This window comes from Acinetobacter sp. Colony158, assembly GCF_019264745.1.
In the GTDB taxonomy this organism is placed as follows: Bacteria; Pseudomonadota; Gammaproteobacteria; order Pseudomonadales; family Moraxellaceae; genus Acinetobacter; species Acinetobacter ursingii.
In genome coordinates, this window is sequence record NZ_CP078523.1 from 1,976,807 (window position 1) to 1,996,767 (window position 19,961).

At 39.6% G+C, this 19,961-nt stretch carries 18 protein-coding genes; 13 read left to right on the forward strand and 5 right to left on the reverse strand.

The window, feature by feature from the left end; translation table 11 throughout:
- Positions 1–296: 296 nt before the first annotated feature.
- Positions 297–560, reverse strand: a complete 264-nt coding sequence (locus JR005_RS08100) for a metal/formaldehyde-sensitive transcriptional repressor (RefSeq protein ID WP_218664862.1) — start codon at positions 558–560, stop codon at positions 297–299.
- A 57-nt stretch (positions 561–617) separates the two neighbouring features.
- Here JR005_RS08100 and dmeF point away from each other — a divergent pair, with 57 nt between their 5' ends.
- Positions 618–1,559: a CDF family Co(II)/Ni(II) efflux transporter DmeF gene (gene dmeF / locus JR005_RS08105; RefSeq protein WP_218664863.1), complete on the forward strand. Its 942-nt coding sequence runs from the start codon at positions 618–620 to the stop codon at positions 1,557–1,559.
- A 303-nt stretch (positions 1,560–1,862) separates the two neighbouring features.
- Complete coding sequence (locus JR005_RS08110; protein ID WP_004994738.1) at positions 1,863–2,513, forward strand: hypothetical protein; 651 nt, start codon at positions 1,863–1,865, stop codon at positions 2,511–2,513.
- A gap of 2 nt (positions 2,514–2,515) precedes the next feature.
- Here the strand turns inward: JR005_RS08110 and JR005_RS08115 are convergent, their stop codons facing one another.
- Positions 2,516–3,709: an MFS transporter gene (locus JR005_RS08115; RefSeq protein ID WP_218664864.1), complete on the reverse strand. Its 1,194-nt coding sequence runs from the start codon at positions 3,707–3,709 to the stop codon at positions 2,516–2,518.
- A 14-nt stretch (positions 3,710–3,723) separates the two neighbouring features.
- A complete protein-coding gene (locus tag JR005_RS08120; RefSeq protein ID WP_218664865.1) occupies positions 3,724–4,140 on the reverse strand; it encodes a RidA family protein in 417 nt (138 codons plus the stop codon).
- 74 nt (positions 4,141–4,214) lie between these two features.
- Here JR005_RS08120 and soxR point away from each other — a divergent pair, with 74 nt between their 5' ends.
- Positions 4,215–4,700 (forward strand): redox-sensitive transcriptional activator SoxR, encoded by a 486-nt coding sequence (gene soxR, locus JR005_RS08125; protein ID WP_218664866.1) that lies wholly within the window; start codon positions 4,215–4,217, stop codon positions 4,698–4,700.
- On the opposite strand, the gene JR005_RS08130 is transcribed toward soxR, so the two are convergent.
- Positions 4,697–5,623, reverse strand: coding sequence for a DMT family transporter (locus tag JR005_RS08130; protein WP_218664867.1), 927 nt, complete (start codon positions 5,621–5,623; stop codon positions 4,697–4,699). The two genes, soxR and JR005_RS08130, sit on opposite strands and share 4 nt — an antisense overlap.
- A 239-nt stretch (positions 5,624–5,862) precedes the next feature.
- Between JR005_RS08130 and JR005_RS08135 the strand changes: the two genes are divergently transcribed.
- From JR005_RS08135 to JR005_RS08155, 5 genes are all read left to right on the forward strand, one after another.
- The gene (locus JR005_RS08135; RefSeq protein WP_218664868.1) at positions 5,863–6,990 is read left to right on the forward strand and encodes a Re/Si-specific NAD(P)(+) transhydrogenase subunit alpha; all 1,128 of its coding nucleotides are present in this window, start codon (positions 5,863–5,865) and stop codon (positions 6,988–6,990) included.
- Positions 6,991–7,001: 11 nt separating this feature from the next.
- Positions 7,002–7,316 carry a proton-translocating transhydrogenase family protein gene (locus tag JR005_RS08140; protein WP_004992891.1) on the forward strand — a complete coding sequence of 105 codons (315 nt, stop codon included), beginning with the start codon at positions 7,002–7,004 and terminating at the stop codon, positions 7,314–7,316.
- Between the two features lie 12 nt (positions 7,317–7,328).
- Positions 7,329–8,783 (forward strand): NAD(P)(+) transhydrogenase (Re/Si-specific) subunit beta, encoded by a 1,455-nt coding sequence (locus tag JR005_RS08145; RefSeq protein ID WP_044434884.1) that lies wholly within the window; start codon positions 7,329–7,331, stop codon positions 8,781–8,783.
- A gap of 352 nt (positions 8,784–9,135) precedes the next feature.
- Positions 9,136–9,867 (forward strand): Bax inhibitor-1/YccA family membrane protein, encoded by a 732-nt coding sequence (locus tag JR005_RS08150; RefSeq protein ID WP_218664869.1) that lies wholly within the window; start codon positions 9,136–9,138, stop codon positions 9,865–9,867.
- Positions 9,868–10,025: 158 nt separating this feature from the next.
- Complete coding sequence (locus tag JR005_RS08155; RefSeq protein WP_005002413.1) at positions 10,026–10,829, forward strand: enoyl-ACP reductase FabI; 804 nt, start codon at positions 10,026–10,028, stop codon at positions 10,827–10,829.
- Between the two features lie 459 nt (positions 10,830–11,288).
- On the opposite strand, the gene JR005_RS08160 is transcribed toward JR005_RS08155, so the two are convergent.
- Positions 11,289–12,860, reverse strand: coding sequence for a sensor domain-containing diguanylate cyclase (locus JR005_RS08160; RefSeq protein ID WP_228731669.1), 1,572 nt, complete (start codon positions 12,858–12,860; stop codon positions 11,289–11,291).
- Positions 12,861–13,138: 278 nt separating this feature from the next.
- Between JR005_RS08160 and JR005_RS08165 the strand changes: the two genes are divergently transcribed.
- The 5 genes from JR005_RS08165 (at position 13,139) to JR005_RS08185 (ending at position 19,954) form a co-directional block, all read left to right on the forward strand.
- Positions 13,139–14,407: a sensor histidine kinase gene (locus tag JR005_RS08165; protein ID WP_034699438.1), complete on the forward strand. Its 1,269-nt coding sequence runs from the start codon at positions 13,139–13,141 to the stop codon at positions 14,405–14,407.
- Positions 14,408–14,471: 64 nt separating this feature from the next.
- On the forward strand, positions 14,472–17,219 hold the full coding sequence (glnE, locus tag JR005_RS08170; protein ID WP_218664871.1) for a bifunctional [glutamate--ammonia ligase]-adenylyl-L-tyrosine phosphorylase/[glutamate--ammonia-ligase] adenylyltransferase: 2,748 nt from the start codon (positions 14,472–14,474) through the stop codon (positions 17,217–17,219).
- Positions 17,220–17,245: 26 nt separating this feature from the next.
- Positions 17,246–18,172, forward strand: coding sequence for a branched-chain amino acid transaminase (locus tag JR005_RS08175; RefSeq protein ID WP_004992903.1), 927 nt, complete (start codon positions 17,246–17,248; stop codon positions 18,170–18,172).
- Between the two features lie 71 nt (positions 18,173–18,243).
- The gene (locus JR005_RS08180; RefSeq protein ID WP_104794969.1) at positions 18,244–19,143 is read left to right on the forward strand and encodes an ELM1/GtrOC1 family putative glycosyltransferase; all 900 of its coding nucleotides are present in this window, start codon (positions 18,244–18,246) and stop codon (positions 19,141–19,143) included.
- Between the two features lie 34 nt (positions 19,144–19,177).
- Positions 19,178–19,954, forward strand: a complete 777-nt coding sequence (locus JR005_RS08185; protein WP_371863738.1) for a polysaccharide deacetylase family protein — start codon at positions 19,178–19,180, stop codon at positions 19,952–19,954.
- Positions 19,955–19,961 lie beyond the last annotated feature (7 nt).

Consider the following 19,961-nt stretch of genomic DNA (forward strand, 5'->3'; position numbering starts at 1 on the left):
CTATTTTTAATCTTCAAATAAAAATAAAATTATGTGGAAATTATGAAGAAACACATCAGGAATAAAATATCTGTTTAATCGAATTTTGAGAAGTAGAAAACATATTTAATTTAAATTGGGTAATGGTTTAAGGTATGTGTTGAAGAAATTCAAGTAAAGATCTGATTATATATTTTATAAAGTGATTTTGATTGCAATGTCTTCTAGTCAGAAAGTCAGACAAGTACTTTGAAATTTTCCAAAAACTTAAGTTTTAATTGAAATTAGAAATCCTAACTTTTTGAAGATCAAAATTTCTAGATATACTTTTTCAATACTTCCAAAAATTTTTCGAGTTCCTGTTCATTGTATTGATTTTCCTGTAGTACGTGGTTTTTTAAATGTTGCTCTACCAATTCATTCATCAAACCATTGATCGCGCCACGGATGGCAGCCACTTGTTGTAATACATCAAGACATGAAACATCTTCATTGCTCATGGCGTTATGTACAGCATTCATTTGTCCTTGTACACGCTTAATACGATTTAAGATTTTGCGGTTGTCATGCAGATGGCTCATAGACGGACTCAAATAATTTAAATATACTCTAGGGGAGTATATTGGATTCCTAAAAAAATGACGAATAATATTTTATTAGATCAACATCATCATCAATTTGATAAAGGCAATCCATTAGCACAAAAGAAAATTCTCTGGGCGACCATCCTGACCGGTGTCATGATGATTGCTGAAATTTCTGGCGGTATGATATTTAACTCAATGGCCTTATTGGCAGATGGCTGGCATATGAGTTCCCATATGGTGGCACTTGGTCTGGCTTATCTTGCATATCGCGCGGCACGTTATTATTCAGCCGATTCCAGATTTTGTTTTGGAAGTTGGAAAATCGAAGTTTTGGCAGGTTATAGCAGTGCCATATTATTGATGGTCGTTGCGATCGTGATGGGTTTTAGTTCGATCGAAAGGTTATTCAATCCTGTAATCATTTACTATAACGACGCCATCGGAATTGCCGTGGTGGGTTTAATGGTGAATTTAGTCTGTGCTTGGTTATTACATGACGATCATTCAGAATATCACCATTCACATCATCATTCGGGACATGAACATTCTCATGGACATGATCATCAGGATTTAAACCAAAAAGCCGCTTTTATCCATGTGATGGCCGATGCTGCCACTTCAGTACTTGCCATTATTGCATTATTCGCAGGTAAATATTTTGGATGGAATTTCTTGGATGCTGTATTAGGAATTATCGGAGCAATACTTGTAGCAAAATGGTCGTGGGGTTTGATTCGACAGACTGGAAAAATTCTTCTGGATGCTGAAATGCAAGAACCCGTTGTAGAGGAAATTAAGCAAGTCATTGAACAATTTGATAGCATGATCAAGCTGATGGATTTACATGTTTGGCAAGTGGGTAAAGGGAAGTTTGCCTGTATTTTATCATTACAAACAAGCAATCGGTTTTTAACGCCTCAAGCTATCAAACAGGCTTTATCCATTCATGAAGAAATTGTACATGCCAGTATCGAGATCAATCTTATACATTAAGATGATTTAGAACCGAGTTTTAGCCCCAAAAAGTAGAAATGTTGTCAAACTATTGAATTGATCTATTATTTTATTGATTTTAAATTTAATTTTAAAAATTTAAACTTTTACCTAATTTTAATTTTGTCTAGAAGAGGGGACACAGTCCATATTGAGTGGATGAGCGCAGTAAAAAATGATCTGCAATTCTTATATGACACAAGTTCAATCTAAAATGACTCAACAGACAAAAATATTGAAACGAAACGGAGTTTCAAGTTAAGGTGAAATTACTGACATATAATGACAATAAGCGGGATTGCCATGTTTGTTTTTGAAGAGGTTTTTAAAGAAAAGAGATTATCGCTTTCTCAAGGCTTGGATTTAAGATTGCAGCGTGCATTGAGTTGGGTAAAGCAAGCAGGTCAATTACAGCATGAACTCGAAGCAAAACTACTTTATCACTCGATCGCCCTTAATGCGCTTTATCTAAACGATATCGAATTAACCTATTCACAGCGTTTACAGCAGCTCTCATCTTTCCTGAAACGATTAGTCGATTTAGATCACGAAGCTAAGATTATGCGTAATCTCACTTCAAAATTAGATGCGACTATGCAAATATTTTTGGATAGCCCTTATTTATCGTATCATTTCTGGTTATTTCAGCATCAAAAGCTGAACGAAGCACAATGGCAAGAGCATCGATTGAATGAAAGAACTCAACTGAAAAATGCCATACATGTCGCTAACTATGCAGAAATTTTAAATTTCATTTTTGCACGTATTTCGATGTTACAGATGCAAATGAGTTTAGGTGGTTTGGTCAATCAAAGTCAGGTTTTTCGTCAATTGATCGATGCTGCTTGCCAAATATTGACCACGTTATTGCCTGTTTTTATGCATATTATGTTGGAACATACGCAAGACTTTGATGCTGATAAACAGTTTTTTCCAGTTGTTCAGTTTTCCTAAGTTCAAACAAGTTGCTTTTTTTGATGGAAATACATTCGATCAATCAGTGCAAACAATGCAGCAAGTAATGTGAGTGCTAATCCAGCGCTACAGGTCATGACCCAGCCGCCATGTCGCCATGCAAAGATTCCAATCGCTGAGCCACTGGCTGCACCAGCAAAATATAAGGTCATGTAAATCGCATTTAAGCGTGATTTTGCATCGGGGCGTAGATTAAAAATAATGTTCTGATTACTGGTGTGAATTAGCGCTAATCCCCAGTTAATCAAACCAAAACCGATCACATAAAATATAAGTGAGACTTTGGCAAAGAAAAAAGATGTCCAACTGATGAGCAGTAATCCACAACCCGCCCAAGTCAGAACAAGTGTATAACCACGATCAGCCAGTTTTCCTGCATAAGAAGTAGACAATGCACCAAAAACACCAATTAGACTGACAATACCAATCATAAAGTCTTTTAAGTGAAAGGGTGGTGAGGATAATAAAAGTGCCATAGTCGAAAATAAGGTACTCATTGAAGCAAAGGCGCAAGCACCGACCAACGCACGTAAGATCAAACGCTTTTCTTCAAATAGTAAATGGCGCATAGAATTGAAAATTTGCGCATAATTTAACTGAAAACGCATCACATAAGGCAATCGACCTTTAAGTAAATAGGCGGTGAAAAACATGAATACGGCGCTGAGTAAATAAATGACCTTCCAGTGAAATAAATTGGATAATAAACCTGCCAAACTGGTGGAAAGCAAAATGCCGACCAATAAGCCACTCATTAAAAAGCCGACCACTTCCCCTATTTTTTCAGGTTTCACTGCCATAGTGGCTAACGGAATCAGTACCTGTGCAGCAACCGAAAAAAGCCCGGTCATAACTGTTCCAATCCATAACATCGGCAGGTTGATTGCAAAGCCACATAGCAATAAGCCAATGCCTGCAAGAAACATCAATAAAGGAATAAATTTGGTTTTATTGACCACATCACCTAAAGGAACAATAAACAACAAACCAAGTGCATAAGAAACCTGAGCAAAGGTTACGGTAAGTGCTGCTTGAGCTTCTGGTACGCCAAAGTCAGCCTGTATCGAGTGAATTAAAGGCTGACAATAATAATTTGCTCCTGCACACAGACCACAGGCAATTGCCATCAACCAGAGTAGAGCTTTGTTTTGGCTGATGTCAGATGTATGTTGCATTTTTGCTCTCTTATTTAATCTAAGTAGGCGGTTGCTTCAACTTCAAAAAGCATCTCAGATTTTGCAAGTTGTGAAACTGGAATGAGGGTACAGGCTGGAAATTTTTGCTCAGACCAAAATTGCTGCATAATTTCAATCAGAATATGGTGCTTTATTTCATTATGAGCAACGATCAAGACGCGTAACATGGCAATATCTTGAAGTTTTGCACCCACGCAGTCTAAAGCGATTTGTACATTACCAAAAGCTTGTCTGACTTGTTGGGAAAAATCTGCGGAAAGTTCTCCGTCTGGGTTTTCACCACCTTGACCCGCAATGTGTATGATACGTCGAAACTGCTGTATTTCAACAATATGGCTATATCCGAATGGCTGTGGATTATACAAGGTATCCGGATTGATGATACGAAAATGGTGAGGTGATATGAACATGGCTGATTTTCTCAACTAGATTCACGATGCCATGCTAGTATCAAAGCTCAAGTTAACTTGAGGTCAAGCATATCATGCAAAATAATCATCTCAAGCAATTTATAAGTATTGGCGAACTGGCAAAACGCAGCGGTGTGAGTGTCGCAATCTTACGTTTCTATGAAGAAAAGCAATTGATCTGGAGTGTCCGTACCAATGGAAATCAGCGACGTTATCTCAGAGCAATGCTCAGGCGCGTGGCAATTATTAAAATTGCACAAGTGGTTGGCATCCGTTTAGACGAAGTCAAACAAGCTTTTTCGGTATTGCCTCAGGAGCAAATTGCCTCTAAACAGGATTGGCAAAACATGTCCAAGCTTTCGAAAGAACAACTGGATAACAAGATTTTGACGTTATTACAATTACGGCAACAGCTAGACTGGTGCATCGGTTGTGGTTGCTTGTCGATGGATCAATGTCCATTACGTAATCCAGATGATTATCTTGCTCAAGAATCCTCGGGTGCTCATTTTCAACAGGTATTGCTTGCGTTGGATCGGCTGGATCAAACAGAAACTTAATGTTTAAGTCGATTCTTACTTAAACTAATCATCAGAACCCCAATAATATTAAGAATACATCCTAACCATTGCCATGTATTTAAATGTTCACCTAAAAAAGCAACTGCTAATAGAATGGTTAGAATAGGGCCAATGGATGCAATCATTGCAGATTGAGATGCGCCCAAACGTTGAATACTTTGCATCAATAATACAGTGGGTAAAACTGTGACAAAGAACCCAAGCCCCAGACCGTACCACCACACACTTGGCGGTAATTGTTGTAATAGTTGGATCGGCTGAGCTGTTTCTATAAAAAAATGCAGTAGTGTTCCTGCACAGGCGACGCTCAAAGCGAGACCCGTAAAGTTCCACGAACCAAATTTTTGAATTAAAGAAGGGGTCATAAGCAAATAAGACGCAAAAGCCACAGCACTGGCGAAAACCAGACTAACACCTAGCCAAAAACCGCCCTGAATTGGTGCAATATTGTACTCTTGCAGCATCACCAGAACCGTCCCTCCATAACTCAAAAAAATGGCAAACCAACTTTTTGCATTTATTTTTTGGCGATAGATCAGACTTGAGGCGAGCACAGTGAGCGTAGGATATAAAAATAAAATAATTCGCTCTAAAGAGGCACTGATATACATCAACCCTTTAAAATCCAGCCAACTGGCAAAGTAGTAGCCTAATAGCCCAGCTAAAACTAAAAACAGCCAATCTTTCTTGTTGAGACCCTGATTATGATGCCGATTCAACCAGCAAATGATCAGGAAAAACGGTAACGCGCTTCCCATACGTAAAGCCATCAGTACAGTTGCATCGACCAATGGTGAAATGGCATAGGTTTGTTTAATAAAGATTGCTTTGGTACTAAACAGAAATGCAGCACACAGGGCAAATAAAGAGCCGACCTGTGTTGCAGATAAAAAACGTTTCATTTAAAAGCCATGTTGGAGGGCATCGTTTGCCTCAAACTTAAGGCAAAACCGATGAATTGTATATTGGTAAAAAATAAACGTGAATCATTAGTTCAAAATATGGGTATTTATTAAATAAATAATGGGTAGCATTTTCCAAAAGTTTGCTTAAAATCCAAAAATTCAACAAGAACACACTCTGGGGGAAACATCGTTTATCACGATGTTTACACTTAAGGAAATTAGCTTGAGGAACGCTCATGCAGATCGGAATCCCAACTGAAACAGTCGCGGGTGAACATCGTGTCGCCGCGACACCTGAGACAGTAAAGAAGTTGATTGGCGCTGGCCACAACGTAGTCATTGAACGGGGGGCAGGGGTAAAAGCTGCTTATATCGACAGTGCCTATGAACAAGTGGGTGCGACGATTAAGGACGATGCCTATCAGGGCAGCCAATTGATTTTGAAAGTTCGCGCACCGCAAGGCGACGAAATTCAAAAACTTTCAGCCAATACCACTGTTGTGGCAATGTTTGACCCATATCGTAATCCTGATTTAGATCAGTTCGCGAGTCAAAACGTGTCTGCATTTGCGTTAGAGCTATTACCGCGTACCTTATCTCGTGCCCAAAATATGGACGTTTTATCTTCTCAAGCCAACTTGGCGGGATATAAATCTGTGTTATTGGCTGCGGCTGAATATCAACGTATGTTTCCGATGCTAATGACTGCTGCGGGTACAGTAAAACCTGCGCGTGTGGTGATTATGGGCGTGGGTGTAGCAGGTCTTCAGGCCATTGCAACTGCAAAACGTCTGGGTGCTGTGGTTGAAGCGACTGATTTACGTCCGACTGCCAAAGAACAAGTAGAGTCTTTGGGTGGTAAATGGTTAGACGTACCAATGTCGCCAGAAGAACAAGCCCGTGCAGATGAAGCAGCTAAAAATGGTTACGGCTGGACACCGGGTGAACAGTACATCAAAGACCAAGCAGCAATCGTGGATAAAGCGGTTTCCAATGCCGATATCGTGATTACCACTGCACTGTTGCCGGGTCGTAATGCGCCGCGTCTCATCAAAGCTGAAACCGTGGCTAAAATGAAACCGGGTTCGGTCATTTTGGATATGGCAGTTGAAACTGGTGGAAATGTAGAGGGCTCTAAAGTCGGTGAAACGGTATTTACTGAAAATGGTGTGAAAATTTTGGGTGTTCCGAATATTCCATCGACACTTTCGACCGAAGCTTCTGCACTTTATGCACGTAATGTTTTTAACTTTGTTGAGACATTATTTGATGCCGACAAGAATTTCTCGATTAATCCAGAAGAAGAAATTCAAAAAGCCCTATTGGTCACTCATGGCGGTCAAGTACTGCTGAAACGTGGTTAAGGAGATCTCTCATGGTTGAAACGATTACAATTTTCGTGCTTGCCATCTTCGTAGGTTATTACGTGGTTTGGGGCGTGACACCTGCATTGCATACGCCACTCATGGCAGTGACCAATGCCTTATCTTCGATCATTATCGTGGGTGCGATGATTCAGACAGTGGGTCTGCCAATGATTGGGGTTGAGGGAAATGTGGATTTCCAATCTATTAATGTCGTGAGTGTGCTTGGCGCAATTGCCGTGTTCTTGGCCAGTATTAACATTTTTGGTGGTTTCGCAGTGACTGCGCGCATGCTGGAAATGTTTAAGCCGAAGCAAAAGAAATAAGAGGACTGAAACATGGAATTTATTCGAGACAATGCGGGTTGGTTCTACCTGATTGGTGCAGTTCTTTTTATTTTGACGTTGCGTGGTTTGTCTAGCCCAAAAACAGCGATCTCAGGGAATCGTTACGGTATGGTCGGTATGGCCATTGCTGTATTGACCACGTTTTTTGTGGCTGATCATCCTGTAGTCTGGATGATTGTGGGTGCAATGGTACTGGGTGCAGTGGTTGGTATTAGCCGTGCACGTACCGTTCCTATGACCCAAATGCCTGAAACGGTTGCTTTAATGCACTCTTTAGTCGGTTTGGCTGCGGTTCTAATTGCGATTGCTGCAATTTTACACAACAATCAACTGACTGCATTATTTGCACAAAATGAAGCGGCGTTAACTGCTGCGGGTGTTCAACATGCCCACATGAGTAAAGTACATTTATTCGAATTGTTTGTCGGTTGTTTCGTTGGTGCGATTACCTTTACGGCTTCTGTATTTGCCTATGGTAAATTGGCAGCCAAGAAATGGGCGAAAACCATTTCAGGTGCGTGGGTGAAACCTGTTCAGGCCTTGATTTTTATTGCAATGTTGGCGTGTGGAATTTATTTCTTTACGACAGGTAACATGGCTGCATTCTGGTCAATGACCATTCTTGCACTTGCATTTGGTTGGGTGTGGATTGCCCCTGTCGGTGGCGGTGATATGCCAGTTGTGGTGTCACTGTTAAACTCATTCTCTGGCTGGGCTGCTGCGGGTATTGGTTTCACGCTTGAAAATAATATGTTGATTGTAGCGGGTTCATTGGTGGGTTCATCAGGTGCAATTCTGTCTTACATCATGTGTAAAGCGATGAACCGTAGTATCATCAATGTATTGTTTGGTGGTGCAATGGGTGGCGCTGCGGTTGCAAGTGCTGCTAAAGGCGAACAAGTTCAACGTAACTATCGCTCAGGTTCAGCAGACGATGCAGGCTTCCTGATGTCAAATGCGGATAGCGTGGTGATTGTACCGGGTTATGGTATGGCTCAGGGTCGTGCGCAAAATGCAGTGAAAGAGTTGTGTGAAATCCTGAAAGAACAAGGTGTAAAAGTTCGTTTTGCGATTCACCCTGTTGCAGGTCGTATGCCGGGTCACATGAACGTACTTTTGGCAGAAGCTGACGTTGCTTATGAAGATATTTTGGAAATGGATGAGATTAACTCGGACTTTCCAGCAACTGATGTGGTGTTAGTGATCGGTGCTAATGACGTAGTCAACCCTGCTGCAAAAGATGACCCAAGCTCTCCAATTTATGGTATGCCAATTTTGGAAGCACATAAAGCACGTACCATTATGGTGATCAAGCGTTCTATGGCAACGGGTTATGCGGGTTTAGACAATGACTTGTTCTATAACGAAAAAACCATGATGGTGTTTGGTGATGCCAAGAAAGTGGTAGAAGATATGACTAAAGCTGTGAATGGTGGTGGTCACTAATCTGACTTAATATCAAAGAACCACCTTCGGGTGGTTTTTTTATGCTTTAGGTGATTAATAACAAGGATCTAGTTACGAAGATTGCTTCAATCATTAATATTCATCTTCGGATATCGGTTGATCCGCTTTTTATTTTATTCGACTTCTTTCATCCTTGTTTTAAACTCTCTTTATATTTCTAATTTTCTGTGTTTCACAATCTTGTTTAGACAAAGCCATAAAGATACTAATACTAAATCTGATCTTTTTAGACTAAATGTTGTTACAAAAACAAATTTTTGTGACATTGGTTTTTTATAAAACACCCTTACAATGTTTATATGATTAATTTTATTAAAACAACGAGATAAGCATGCAAAGTAATAACCCTATTCTAACTCGGGTTGAAACCTACAGCGATGTGGGACATTCCATGACGGTTGCTGGTGCAGTACAAAAATCGATTGCTTTAACATTGGTTGCTGCCATTACAGGTTTGGCTGTATTTTTTTATTGTGCTTTTAGCTTGAATTTTGCATTGGCCTCTGCTGCAACGTGGGTAGGGGCAATCGGTGGTTTGATTCTTGCGCTAGTTGCAACCTTTAAACCGAATACTGCCCAGACTTTGGCGATTCCCTATGCTTTATTTGAGGGCGCATTTTTAGGTGGGATTTCGTTTATGTTTCAGGCGAAATTTCCAGGTGCACCTTTACAGGCGTTATTGGCCACTTTTGTGACGACATTGGTGATGTTTGGTTTATATAAATTCCAAATTATTCGCGCTACTGAAAAATTTAAAGCTGTGGTCATGTCTGCAACCATTGCAATTGCGATTGTATTTTTGGTGCAACTGGTGATGAGACTAGCATTTGCATCAAGTGTACCGTATATCTTTGAAAGTAATTGGTTAGGGATAGGTTTTGCGGCATTTATTGCTGTGATTGCCTCGCTTAATCTGATTCTGGATTTTGATTTAATTGAATCTGCGGCTGCGCAGCATGCACCTAAAGCGTTTGAATGGGTGTGTGGGATTGCATTATTGTCAACCTTAGTCTGGATGTATATTTCATTCTTGCGTTTGATTGGCATTTTGTCGAATGACTAAAAAGTTCATTGCTTTACCAGTTCGTAAAAAAATCGCTCCGAAATGGGCGATTTTTTTACGCAGTTTTCTTATGAAAAGATAAAAAAGATGCATTATGCAATTTCACAAATGCCAGAAGCTTGGCATTATGCATATAAATTTTTTCAAGTGAGTTACCCATGGCACAAGGATTATTAACAGGTAAACGTTTTTTGATTGCTGGTATTGCAAGCAAATTATCAATTGCTTTTGGTATTGCACAAGCATTGCATCGTGAAGGCGCTGAACTAGCATTTACCTATCCAAATGAAAAATTAAAAAAACGTGTTGATGAGTTTGCTGCGCAATTTGGTTCATCATTAGTCTTTCCTTGTGATGTCGCTGTGGATGCTGAAATTGACAATGCTTTTGTAGAGTTGGCAAAACACTGGGATGGTCTGGATGGGGTGGTGCATTCAATTGGTTTTGCCCCAGCACATACATTAGATGGTGACTTTACCGACGTAACTGATCGTGATGGTTTTCGTATAGCTCATGACATCAGTGCTTATAGCTTCGTGGCGATGGCACGTGCCGCAAAGCCTTTGTTACAAGTGCGTCAAGGCTGTCTATTGACTTTGACTTATCAAGGTTCTGAGCGTGTGATGCCAAATTATAATGTCATGGGGATGGCAAAGGCTTCACTTGAAGCGGGTGTGCGTTATTTAGCATCAAGTTTGGGTGCGGATGGTATTCGTGTCAATGCGATTTCAGCAGGACCCATTCGTACTTTAGCGGCATCAGGGATTAAATCATTCCGTAAGATGTTAGATGCCAATGAAAAAATTTCGCCACTAAAACGTAATGTGACCATTGAAGAAGTGGGCAATGCTGCATTATTCCTGTGTTCACCATGGGCTTCAGGGATCACAGGTGAAATTATGTATGTAGATGCTGGCTTTAATACGGTTGGTATGAGTGCATCGATGATGGATGATGAGTAAAAACAAAACCCTTATTCGATAAAAAAATGATGCTGCGGCATCATTTTTTATTTATCAAATAAATTTGACTTAAAACTACCCTAGCAACATGCCATCTAGAACAAYGCCATGCCAGCGAATTAATTTTAATACGCCGTAGCATCATAACCGTATTCTGATACAACCCCTTACAATACCGACCTGAAACTCATCCACAGCGAGCAAAAATGGTGGGAACACAGGATTAAGCCATTCATGTGGATACATAGGGGCGAATTAAAGTTCGCTTTTGTTTACTCTAAATTGAAACTCTTATGACATCAGGTAAAATGTACCAAAATGTCAGTACAAGTTTCATTTTTCACGCTTCAATCCTATGTTAATAATTGACTCTATTTTGAATAGACTTCTTTCATAAGTCCCYTTTATTTCTRCCTRTGRGAGAAAAATAAAGAGGGTTTAAACCATSATGAAAGCAGTCTAATATTTAACACGATTACGACCTTCAGCTTTTGCTTCATATAATTTTTCATCTGCCACTCTAAAAACACGTTTAATATCCTTGGAAGAGTTTGGCCAATAGGCAAGACCGATGGAAATAGTCACTTTCCCGACTTCTGGAATCACTGTATTTTCAATTGCCTCTCGAATACGTTCAGCAATAATAAGACCAGTAGAAGAATCTATCGCTGGTGCTAAAATAATGAACTCCTCGCCACCAATACGACAACATGCATCGATATCTCGTGAATTCTCCTTAATTTTTTCTGCGATAATTTTTAAGACGAGATCACCATTTTCATGCCCATAAACATCGTTCACTTTTTTAAAATGATCAATATCAAGTGCAATCACAAAAAAATGTGTTTCAGATTTAATAAACTCATCTAAAAATAATTCCATACCACGACGATTATAAAAACCCGTAAGTGGGTCAGTATTGACGTAAAAATTTAACTCAGAAATCTTTTGTTTGAATTGTTGAGAACTTAATAATAAGGACAATTTAAATTTGAGCACTTCATAATACCAAGGATCAATTTCCTTAATTTTGTGTTCTGTTGTGGTCGCATTTAAATGGCTTGCCATCTTGGCAAGTTGGGCCAATGGTGCTGAGATTAAATAAGAAATTCGCCATACAATAAAAAAGATAAACACATAAAAGAACAGCATACCAGCAATAATTTTTACAATAATTGAAGATGCCTGTGCTAAAAGCTCACGCGTGGGCTGTTGAGAAATAACAATCCACTGAGTAGTTGGAATAGATGCAAATCCAGCCAAATTATCTTCACCTGAACCATCTTTGATCTGAATCTTTCCATTTTTTTCTTTCAGCATGGTACTGAGTTCACTATTTTGTGTGTCTAAAGTGCCAATCCGTTTTTCATCAGGATGGAAAATGATATGCTGATTACTATCAATGACATACATATAACTCTTTTTATAACCATATTTCATGGTTAGCAGTTCATTCAAAATATTGTCTTTTTTGAGATAAATCGCAGCACCAATAAACCCTAGATATTGATGATTCTGATCAAAAATAGGTTGAGATAAAAATACAATTAAATTCTTTGTAATAGATGAATAAGGCGGTGTGACCACCGTTGACTGATTTTTGAGTGACATTTCAAAGCCAAGCGTGTGATTTACCACCTTCTTATTGAGTTTTAATTGTTCAGGGGCAAAACTTCGAATGTTTCCATTACGATCAGATACAATCACACTATTAAAATAATCAGACTGAAATTTCAACCGATCGACTTCAGCTTGCATGACTTGTTCATTGCCAAAGGATTGACCCAAGAGTTTGGCACTATAGTCCAACTCTTTGAGCATCATTTTGAAATGACTATTAGTTCCTTTGGCAATCTTGGATGCATATTCCATATTGACTGAAAGGGAGTTGTTAATGAGTTGATTTTTTTGAATATAGTAACTTACTAATAATGAAATAATAAACAGACTAATCACGCTAAAAATAGCCAGAAGTAGAATTAACTTTCTTAGATTGAGTTGTAATGAGTGAATTAATTGTTTGAAAATCATGGAATAAAAAAATATCTGACTTTGCATTGTATAGTATATTTTTTGAATGATTTAATCGAATTAAATATTAAAAAAATGGGGTATTTATTCTTGGAATAACCCTACAATTAAAAGCAGTGAGTTATCATAAGCTTAAGATTATTTTACTTTTATCATTGATTTTTTGGTAAAAACTTGCTAAATGTAAGTGGTGTAATTTTTTCATTTTTATTTTTTATTGTTTTGTTTTTATTCTCCATATTCTAACCATAATAATCACAATTTCCATGAGGCGGACCATGAGTTTACAGTTGTTAGAGCTTGATCAAGCAGATCAGCTAAGTGCTTGCCGCTTATCGCTACTCCTTGGTCTAAAAAGTGAGCATAATCTGATTCAACAGTTTTTAGAATTTGGTAAAAACTTGATCGGGGCTCAAAAGGCAATTTTATGTTTCCATGAAGAAACTTATTTTTGGCATCATGCTGATCAGAAGATTCATGCGGTACTTAAATTACAAAAACGTAATAATGCGCAATTTTTTAAAGATCGAGTTTTTATTGATCAAAAACATCCGCATTATATGGATTTTTCAGCCTATATGAATGAAGGCGGCGTAGAACATCATCGTATTATTGCCGTTAATATTTTAAAAAATAATGAATCGATAGGAATTGCATTATTTTTTGATAATGATGAACAAAGCTTTGATCCAGTTAAAATTTCATTGCTTGCTGAACATGGAATGAATTTTTCGCGTTATCTTGAGCTGAAATATAATCATGAGATTTTGAATGAATTATATGAACAGCAATGTGCTTTGAATTTTAGTAAAACTAAGTTTTTTTCTATTATTTCACATGATTTGCGTGCGCCGTTTCATGGTTTGCTGGGCTTCTCTGAAGTTTTAGCCAAAGAGCGCGATACTTTAGATGAATCAAGTGTACAAAATATTGCAGACTATCTGTATGAAACGTCACAGTCGACCTACAATCTGTTAGAAAGCCTGTTGGAATGGGCGATGGCAGAAGGTGGTCGCTTTGTCTATCATCCAATTAACTTTAACCTCAAACAAGCAACCTCGATTGTCATTAAGGTCTTAAATACATTGGCGATTAAAAAGAAAATTGCGCTGATTGACGAAATTCCAGAAGATCTCAAAGTATATGCCGACATCAATATGATTACTTCGGTGATCCAAAATCTAGTTTCAAATGCCTTAAAATTTACACGATTAGATGGTTATGGTTTTGTGGCACTTCGTGCCAGTTTTACCAATGATGGTATTGAAATTCAGATCGAAGATAATGGTTTGGGCATGACAGAGTTGCAAATGTCTACCGTTTTCCATCCTCGAATTACGGCAAGTTTAAGAGGAACCGATGGGGAAAAAGGTGCGGGTCTGGGTTTAACGTTATGTAAACGATTTATTGACCTCAATCTTGGAAAAATTTCAGTCAGTTCCAAAGAGGGAGAAGGCACGATATTCAAAGTGGTATTGCCTTGCTCGACGGATGGAACAGGAATGTTGCTTGCTCAAAAAGATAGCGGCGATGTTACTGTTGCATAAATAGATTTCCCTAAATGAACCTGCAACTGTTATAACTATGTTAAATAGAAGTTGCAGGTTTGTTATGAATATTGAGCAGTTGCAAAAAACATTAAGAGCGAGTCAATATGCCGAGCAGGTATTGGGTTTACATCAAACTGCTTTAGAACAAGATTATGCAATCGATCAATTTCATCATGCACTCACTACTAACGATATTTTTCAGCGTGTTGAACAAGAATTAAAAGACATTCAAGACGAAAGTCAGTGGATGCGCACATTGCGTATCTTACGTGCCAAACTCATGTTCCGCTGGATTTGGCAAGATGCCAATCAACTCACTAATGTGATCACACTTACCCGTGAACTTTCAGATTTTGCAGATGCCTGTATCTGTGCAGCCAAGCAGTTTGCGCTTCCTCCTTTACTTGCCAAGCATGGCGAACCGATTGGTTATGATGGTCAGATTCAAGATTTGATCGTGGTAGGCATGGGGAAATTGGGGGCTCAAGAACTCAATTTGTCGAGTGATATTGACCTGATTTTTGCCTTTGATGAGCAAGGTGAAACCAATGGTCGTAAGTCGATTGATGTTCAGCAGTTTTGTATTTTATGGGGGCAAAAACTCATCTATTTGCTCGATCATATCACCGCAGATGGTTTTGTATTTCGGGTTGATATGCGCTTGCGTCCTTGGGGAGATGGTTCAGCTTTAGCAATTAGTCATGTGGCACTAGAAAAATATCTGATTCAGCATGGGCGAGAATGGGAGCGTTATGCGTGGATCAAGGCACGTATTATTAGTGGTGGAAAACGCGGTGATCATTTACTAGAAATGACGCGACCTTTTGTGTTTCGTCGTTATGTTGACTATTCCGCCTTTGAAGCCATGCGTGAAATGAAAGCTATGATTGAGCGAGAAGTGGCTCGTCGTAATATTGCCGATGACATTAAATTAGGAGCGGGCGGGATCCGTGAAATTGAATTTATTGTGCAGGTTTTTCAGCTCATTTATGGGGGTTCCAAACGCGAATTGCAGGATCGCCAATGTCTGGTGAGCTTGCACCATTTGGGGCAAGTCGGTCTGCTAGATTCGCAGGCAGTCATTGAACTTGAAGATGCTTACTTATTCTTAAGACGTGTTGAACATGCGATACAGGCTTTAAATGATCAGCAAACGCAGATGTTGCCTGTAGAGCCTGATTTGCGACAGCGTATGATTGATACGCTTGGTTATGATTCATGGAATGCTTTTTTAGCGGTTTTAAATGAAAAACGTGCACGGGTCAGTGATCAGTTTAAAAATCTGATTCAGGAAGAAGTTGCTTCACCAGCAGAAACCGAAACTCAGCTTGAACTGCGCTTAGATGCAGTGCTAGATGATTCAACCAAAAATCTGATTCATGAATTTTGGCATGGTAATGCCCTGAAAAAACTGCCGTCTAAAGCGGTACAGCGTTTAAAAGATTTTTGGCCGCATTTTATTGAAGCCGTCTTACAGTCGGATAAACCGCAAGTTGCACTGACACGTTTGATGCCTTTAGTTGAGTCGGTGATGCGTCGTACCGTATATCTGGTCATGTTGATGGAAAGCCGTGGGGCTATGCAACGATTGGTCAAAATGGCAACGGTAAGTCCGTGGATTTGTGAAGAATTGACTCAATATCCTGTTCTATTAGATGAATTTTTATCGATGGATTTTGAATTGCCAAAGCGTCAAGATCTCGAAGATTCACTACGTCAACAATTACTACGGATTGAAATTGATCAAGTTGAAGATCAAATGCGGGTACTGCGTTTATTTAAAAAGAGCAATGTACTGACGGTTGCTGCCAGTGATGTTCTAGCTGAAAGTCCACTGATGAAAGTCTCCGATGCATTGACGGATATTGCAGAAGTGAGTGTGATTGCGACATTGAATCTGGCCTATCAGACGGTGGTGAAACGACATGGTTATCCACTGGATGCAGAAGGGCAACGCTGTTCACTGGAACATACTGGCTTTGCCGTGATCGGCTATGGCAAGGTCGGTGGAATTGAACTGGGATATGGTTCTGATCTGGATCTGGTTTTTATTCATTATTTTGATGAGCAAGCTGAAACCGATGGACCAAAAGCCATTACCGGGTTTGAGTTTGCTGTTCGCGTTGCCCAAAAGTTTTTATCACTCATGACCACCCAAACGCTGGATGGTCGCGTGTATGAAATTGATACTCGATTGCGTCCTTCTGGCGAAGCTGGGCTATTGGTCACGAGTCTGAAAGCATTTGAACAGTATCAGTTAAAAAGTGCCTGGTTATGGGAGCATCAGGCATTGGTGCGCGCACGTTCTATCGCAGGTGAAATGGATTTAAGAAATAAATTTGCCCACTTGCGTGCACAAATATTAACCCAGCCACGTGACGAAAAATACGTGCAGGAAGAAGTATTAAAAATGCGTCAGAAAATGAAAGACCATTTAGGTTCTTCCTCAGAACAAAAAAAACATGGGATTTTTCATTTAAAACAGGACGCAGGTGGTATCGTTGACATCGAATTTATGGCACAGTATATGGTGCTTGCATGGAGTGGTGCGAATCCTGATCTCGCCCATTTTTCCGACAATGTAAGAATTCTTGAAGATGCTGCTCAAGCAGGCTGCTTATCCAGTGAAGATGCCACAGCATTGATACACGCTTATCTCAGTGAACGAGCCGAGAGCCACCGCTTAGCCCTTGCAAATCAATCCATGCAAGTCAGTGCTGCGGACTGGCGCGATACCCGCGAGGTCGTTTGCAAGTTATGGCAAAGATTAATAGATCCAGTATCAACGGTGGTGCTGGAGAGTGAATGATTGTGTAAAAATTTGGAGTGTGTGCCATGAATTTGGCTGATCGTGATGGTTTTATTTGGCAAGATGGACAATTGGTTGACTGGCGTGATGCGAAAATCCACGTCTTAACTCATACGCTACACTACAGTATGGGTGTCTTTGAAGGTGTCCGTGCCTATGAAACACCTAAAGGCACAGCAATTTTCCGTCTCCAAGACCACACTAAACGTTTGCTGAACTCTGCAAAAATTTATCAAATGAAAGTTCCATTTGATCAGGCGACTCTTGAGCAAGCGCAAATTGATGTGGTGCGTGAAAACAAATTAGCTTCATGCTATTTGCGTCCACTTATTTGGATTGGTTCTGAAAAACTCGGAATTGCCGCGACTAATAACACGATTCATGCCGCAGTTGCAGCATGGGGCTGGGGTGCGTATCTGGGTGAAGAAGCGATGGCGCAAGGTATTCGTGTTAAAACATCTTCGTTTACCCACCATCATCCAAACGTGACCATGTGTAAAGCTAAGGCTTCTGGTAATTATACCTTATCTATTCTTGCTCATCAGGAAGTAGCGCATTCAGGCTATGATGAAGCGATGTTGATGGATCCACAAGGCTATGTGTGCCAAGGTTCTGGCGAAAACGTATTTTTGGTAAAAGATGGTGTGTTACATACCCCTGATATTGCGGGTGGCGCATTGGATGGTATTACTCGTCAAACGATTATTACCATTGCCAAAGATTTGGGTTATGAAGTGGTTGAGCGTCGTATTACCCGTGACGAGTTTTATATTGCAGATGAAGCGTTCTTTACTGGAACTGCGGCGGAAGTAACGCCGATTCGTGAATATGATGATCGTCAAATTGGTGAAGGTCGTCGTGGCCCTATCACGACGATTATTCAAAAAACATTCTTTGATGCCGTTCAAGGTAAAAATCCAAAATATGAACACTGGTTAACTTACGTTAAATAATTGAATCAGTTAAGATGAAAGGCGAAACTGATGTTTCGCCTTTTTTGTGCTTGTGATATTGGGAAAATAAAATGCATATCGTATATGTGAGTGATGCAAAGGCGGGACATCGATCACAAGCTTTAGGCTTATATCAAGCCATGCATCAGCAAAATCCCAATACCAGTTTTGAAGAAATTCAGCTAGAAAACTTAGCTTTATTGAGTATTTTTAAAGGATTATTTAGCCATCAAGTGAGTGGTATTGCGCAACAGCCTGATTTTATTTTTGGGGTGGGTTCGCATACTCATCTTCGAGTTTGGTTATTGGGAAAAGTTTATCCTCAAGCGAAAACTGTAATCTTGATGAAACCCAGCTTACCTATTCACTGTTTTGACTACGCCGTGATTCCTGAACATGATGGTATTGCTGCATCTGATCGAGTAATTGTCACCAAAGGTGCTTTAAATCCAATTGAAAATGAACATCGCCATCAAGCCAATCGGGTTTTAATTGCGCTTGGGGGAACTTCAAAACGACATCAATGGAACGAAAATAAAGTTTTAACGGCAATAGAACAGATCGTTCAGCACAATTCACATTGTCAGTTGATCTTGACGACCTCCCGACGAACGCCTGAGCATTTCTTGGATCGTTTAAAAAAACAAGATTATGCGTCGCAATTAGACATTTTCCCTGTAGAACACACTCCACAAGGCTGGATTTTTGAACAAATGCAACTGGCGGAAACGGTTTATGTGACAGAAGATAGTGTTTCGATGATTTTTGAAGCATTGACGGCAGGTTGCCGTGTTGGGGTGATTGCAATGGATCGATTGAAACAGGACCGTATTACACATGTGATTGATGCTCTAATCCTAGATCATATTGTTGGGACACAGACTAAAACTGCTCAACTTCCGCAACAACAGACTTTTAAAGAAGCAGAGCGTGTGGCAACATGTTTATTGAAATCCTATTCAGGTCAATGATGTGATTTATCTCGCTTTAGTTCTTGTTTTGGCAATGATTATATTCAGCTATAAATATGCGTGGTGGAAGCCTGCAATTGATTGGAAGCGACCACGTATTCTGATGTATCACATGGTACGAGAACATATTGATGGAGCGAAATTTAATAAATTACGCGTTCAACCTGCTGAATTTGAAAAACAGGTAGCATGGATGAAAGCGCAAGGTTTTCATTTTGTTACTATGCAGGAGTTACAGCAAAACTGGGGTAAACATCCTGAAAAAACCGTTGCAATTACCTTTGATGATGGTTATCTAGATAATCTGGAAAATGCTTTTCCAATCCTTGAGAAATATCAGGCTAAGGCAACTATTTACGTCGTTGTCGATCGTCATGATAGAGATTGGTCAACTTATAAAAAAGCACATCATAATAGCGGTGAGTTGGCACGAGAACCAAAACTCAGTGATGAACAAATTCTTTTTTTAGCGAAAAGGGGTTTAGTTGAAATCGGTTCACACACTTTGACGCATGCCAATCTCGCGAAACTCACAGATCAGCAATGCCTGGATGAACTAGTGGAGTCCAAACACCAACTTGAACAGATCACTGGTCAAGCAGTAAGTAGTTTTGCTTATCCTTTTGGTATTTACTCTGAACGTGATGTGGAACTGGTGAGACAGGCAAATTATACAAATGCTGTAACTACTGTTGAAGGGATTGATAATGATCAACCTGATTTTTTTCAGCTTCAACGCATTAAAATCAGCGGCAAGGATTCACTATTTGCAGTGAAACTAAGATTGAAACTTGGGAAACGTGGGCTGTAGGAGCTAT

Coding starts and splice junctions, on each gene's coding strand:
- JR005_RS08100 (WP_218664862.1), bottom strand. CDS start 560: ATGAGCCATCTGCATGACAACCGCAAAATCTTAAATCGTATTAAGCGT.
- dmeF (WP_218664863.1), top strand. CDS start 618: ATGACGAATAATATTTTATTAGATCAACATCATCATCAATTTGATAAA.
- JR005_RS08110 (WP_004994738.1), top strand. CDS start 1,863: ATGTTTGTTTTTGAAGAGGTTTTTAAAGAAAAGAGATTATCGCTTTCT.
- JR005_RS08115 (WP_218664864.1), bottom strand. CDS start 3,709: ATGCAACATACATCTGACATCAGCCAAAACAAAGCTCTACTCTGGTTG.
- JR005_RS08120 (WP_218664865.1), bottom strand. CDS start 4,140: ATGTTCATATCACCTCACCATTTTCGTATCATCAATCCGGATACCTTG.
- soxR (WP_218664866.1), top strand. CDS start 4,215: ATGCAAAATAATCATCTCAAGCAATTTATAAGTATTGGCGAACTGGCA.
- JR005_RS08130 (WP_218664867.1), bottom strand. CDS start 5,623: ATGAAACGTTTTTTATCTGCAACACAGGTCGGCTCTTTATTTGCCCTG.
- JR005_RS08135 (WP_218664868.1), top strand. CDS start 5,863: ATGCAGATCGGAATCCCAACTGAAACAGTCGCGGGTGAACATCGTGTC.
- JR005_RS08140 (WP_004992891.1), top strand. CDS start 7,002: ATGGTTGAAACGATTACAATTTTCGTGCTTGCCATCTTCGTAGGTTAT.
- JR005_RS08145 (WP_044434884.1), top strand. CDS start 7,329: ATGGAATTTATTCGAGACAATGCGGGTTGGTTCTACCTGATTGGTGCA.
- JR005_RS08150 (WP_218664869.1), top strand. CDS start 9,136: ATGCAAAGTAATAACCCTATTCTAACTCGGGTTGAAACCTACAGCGAT.
- JR005_RS08155 (WP_005002413.1), top strand. CDS start 10,026: ATGGCACAAGGATTATTAACAGGTAAACGTTTTTTGATTGCTGGTATT.
- JR005_RS08160 (WP_228731669.1), bottom strand. CDS start 12,860: ATGATTTTCAAACAATTAATTCACTCATTACAACTCAATCTAAGAAAG.
- JR005_RS08165 (WP_034699438.1), top strand. CDS start 13,139: ATGAGTTTACAGTTGTTAGAGCTTGATCAAGCAGATCAGCTAAGTGCT.
- glnE (WP_218664871.1), top strand. CDS start 14,472: ATGAATATTGAGCAGTTGCAAAAAACATTAAGAGCGAGTCAATATGCC.
- JR005_RS08175 (WP_004992903.1), top strand. CDS start 17,246: ATGAATTTGGCTGATCGTGATGGTTTTATTTGGCAAGATGGACAATTG.
- JR005_RS08180 (WP_104794969.1), top strand. CDS start 18,244: ATGCATATCGTATATGTGAGTGATGCAAAGGCGGGACATCGATCACAA.
- JR005_RS08185 (WP_371863738.1), top strand. CDS start 19,178: ATGATTATATTCAGCTATAAATATGCGTGGTGGAAGCCTGCAATTGAT.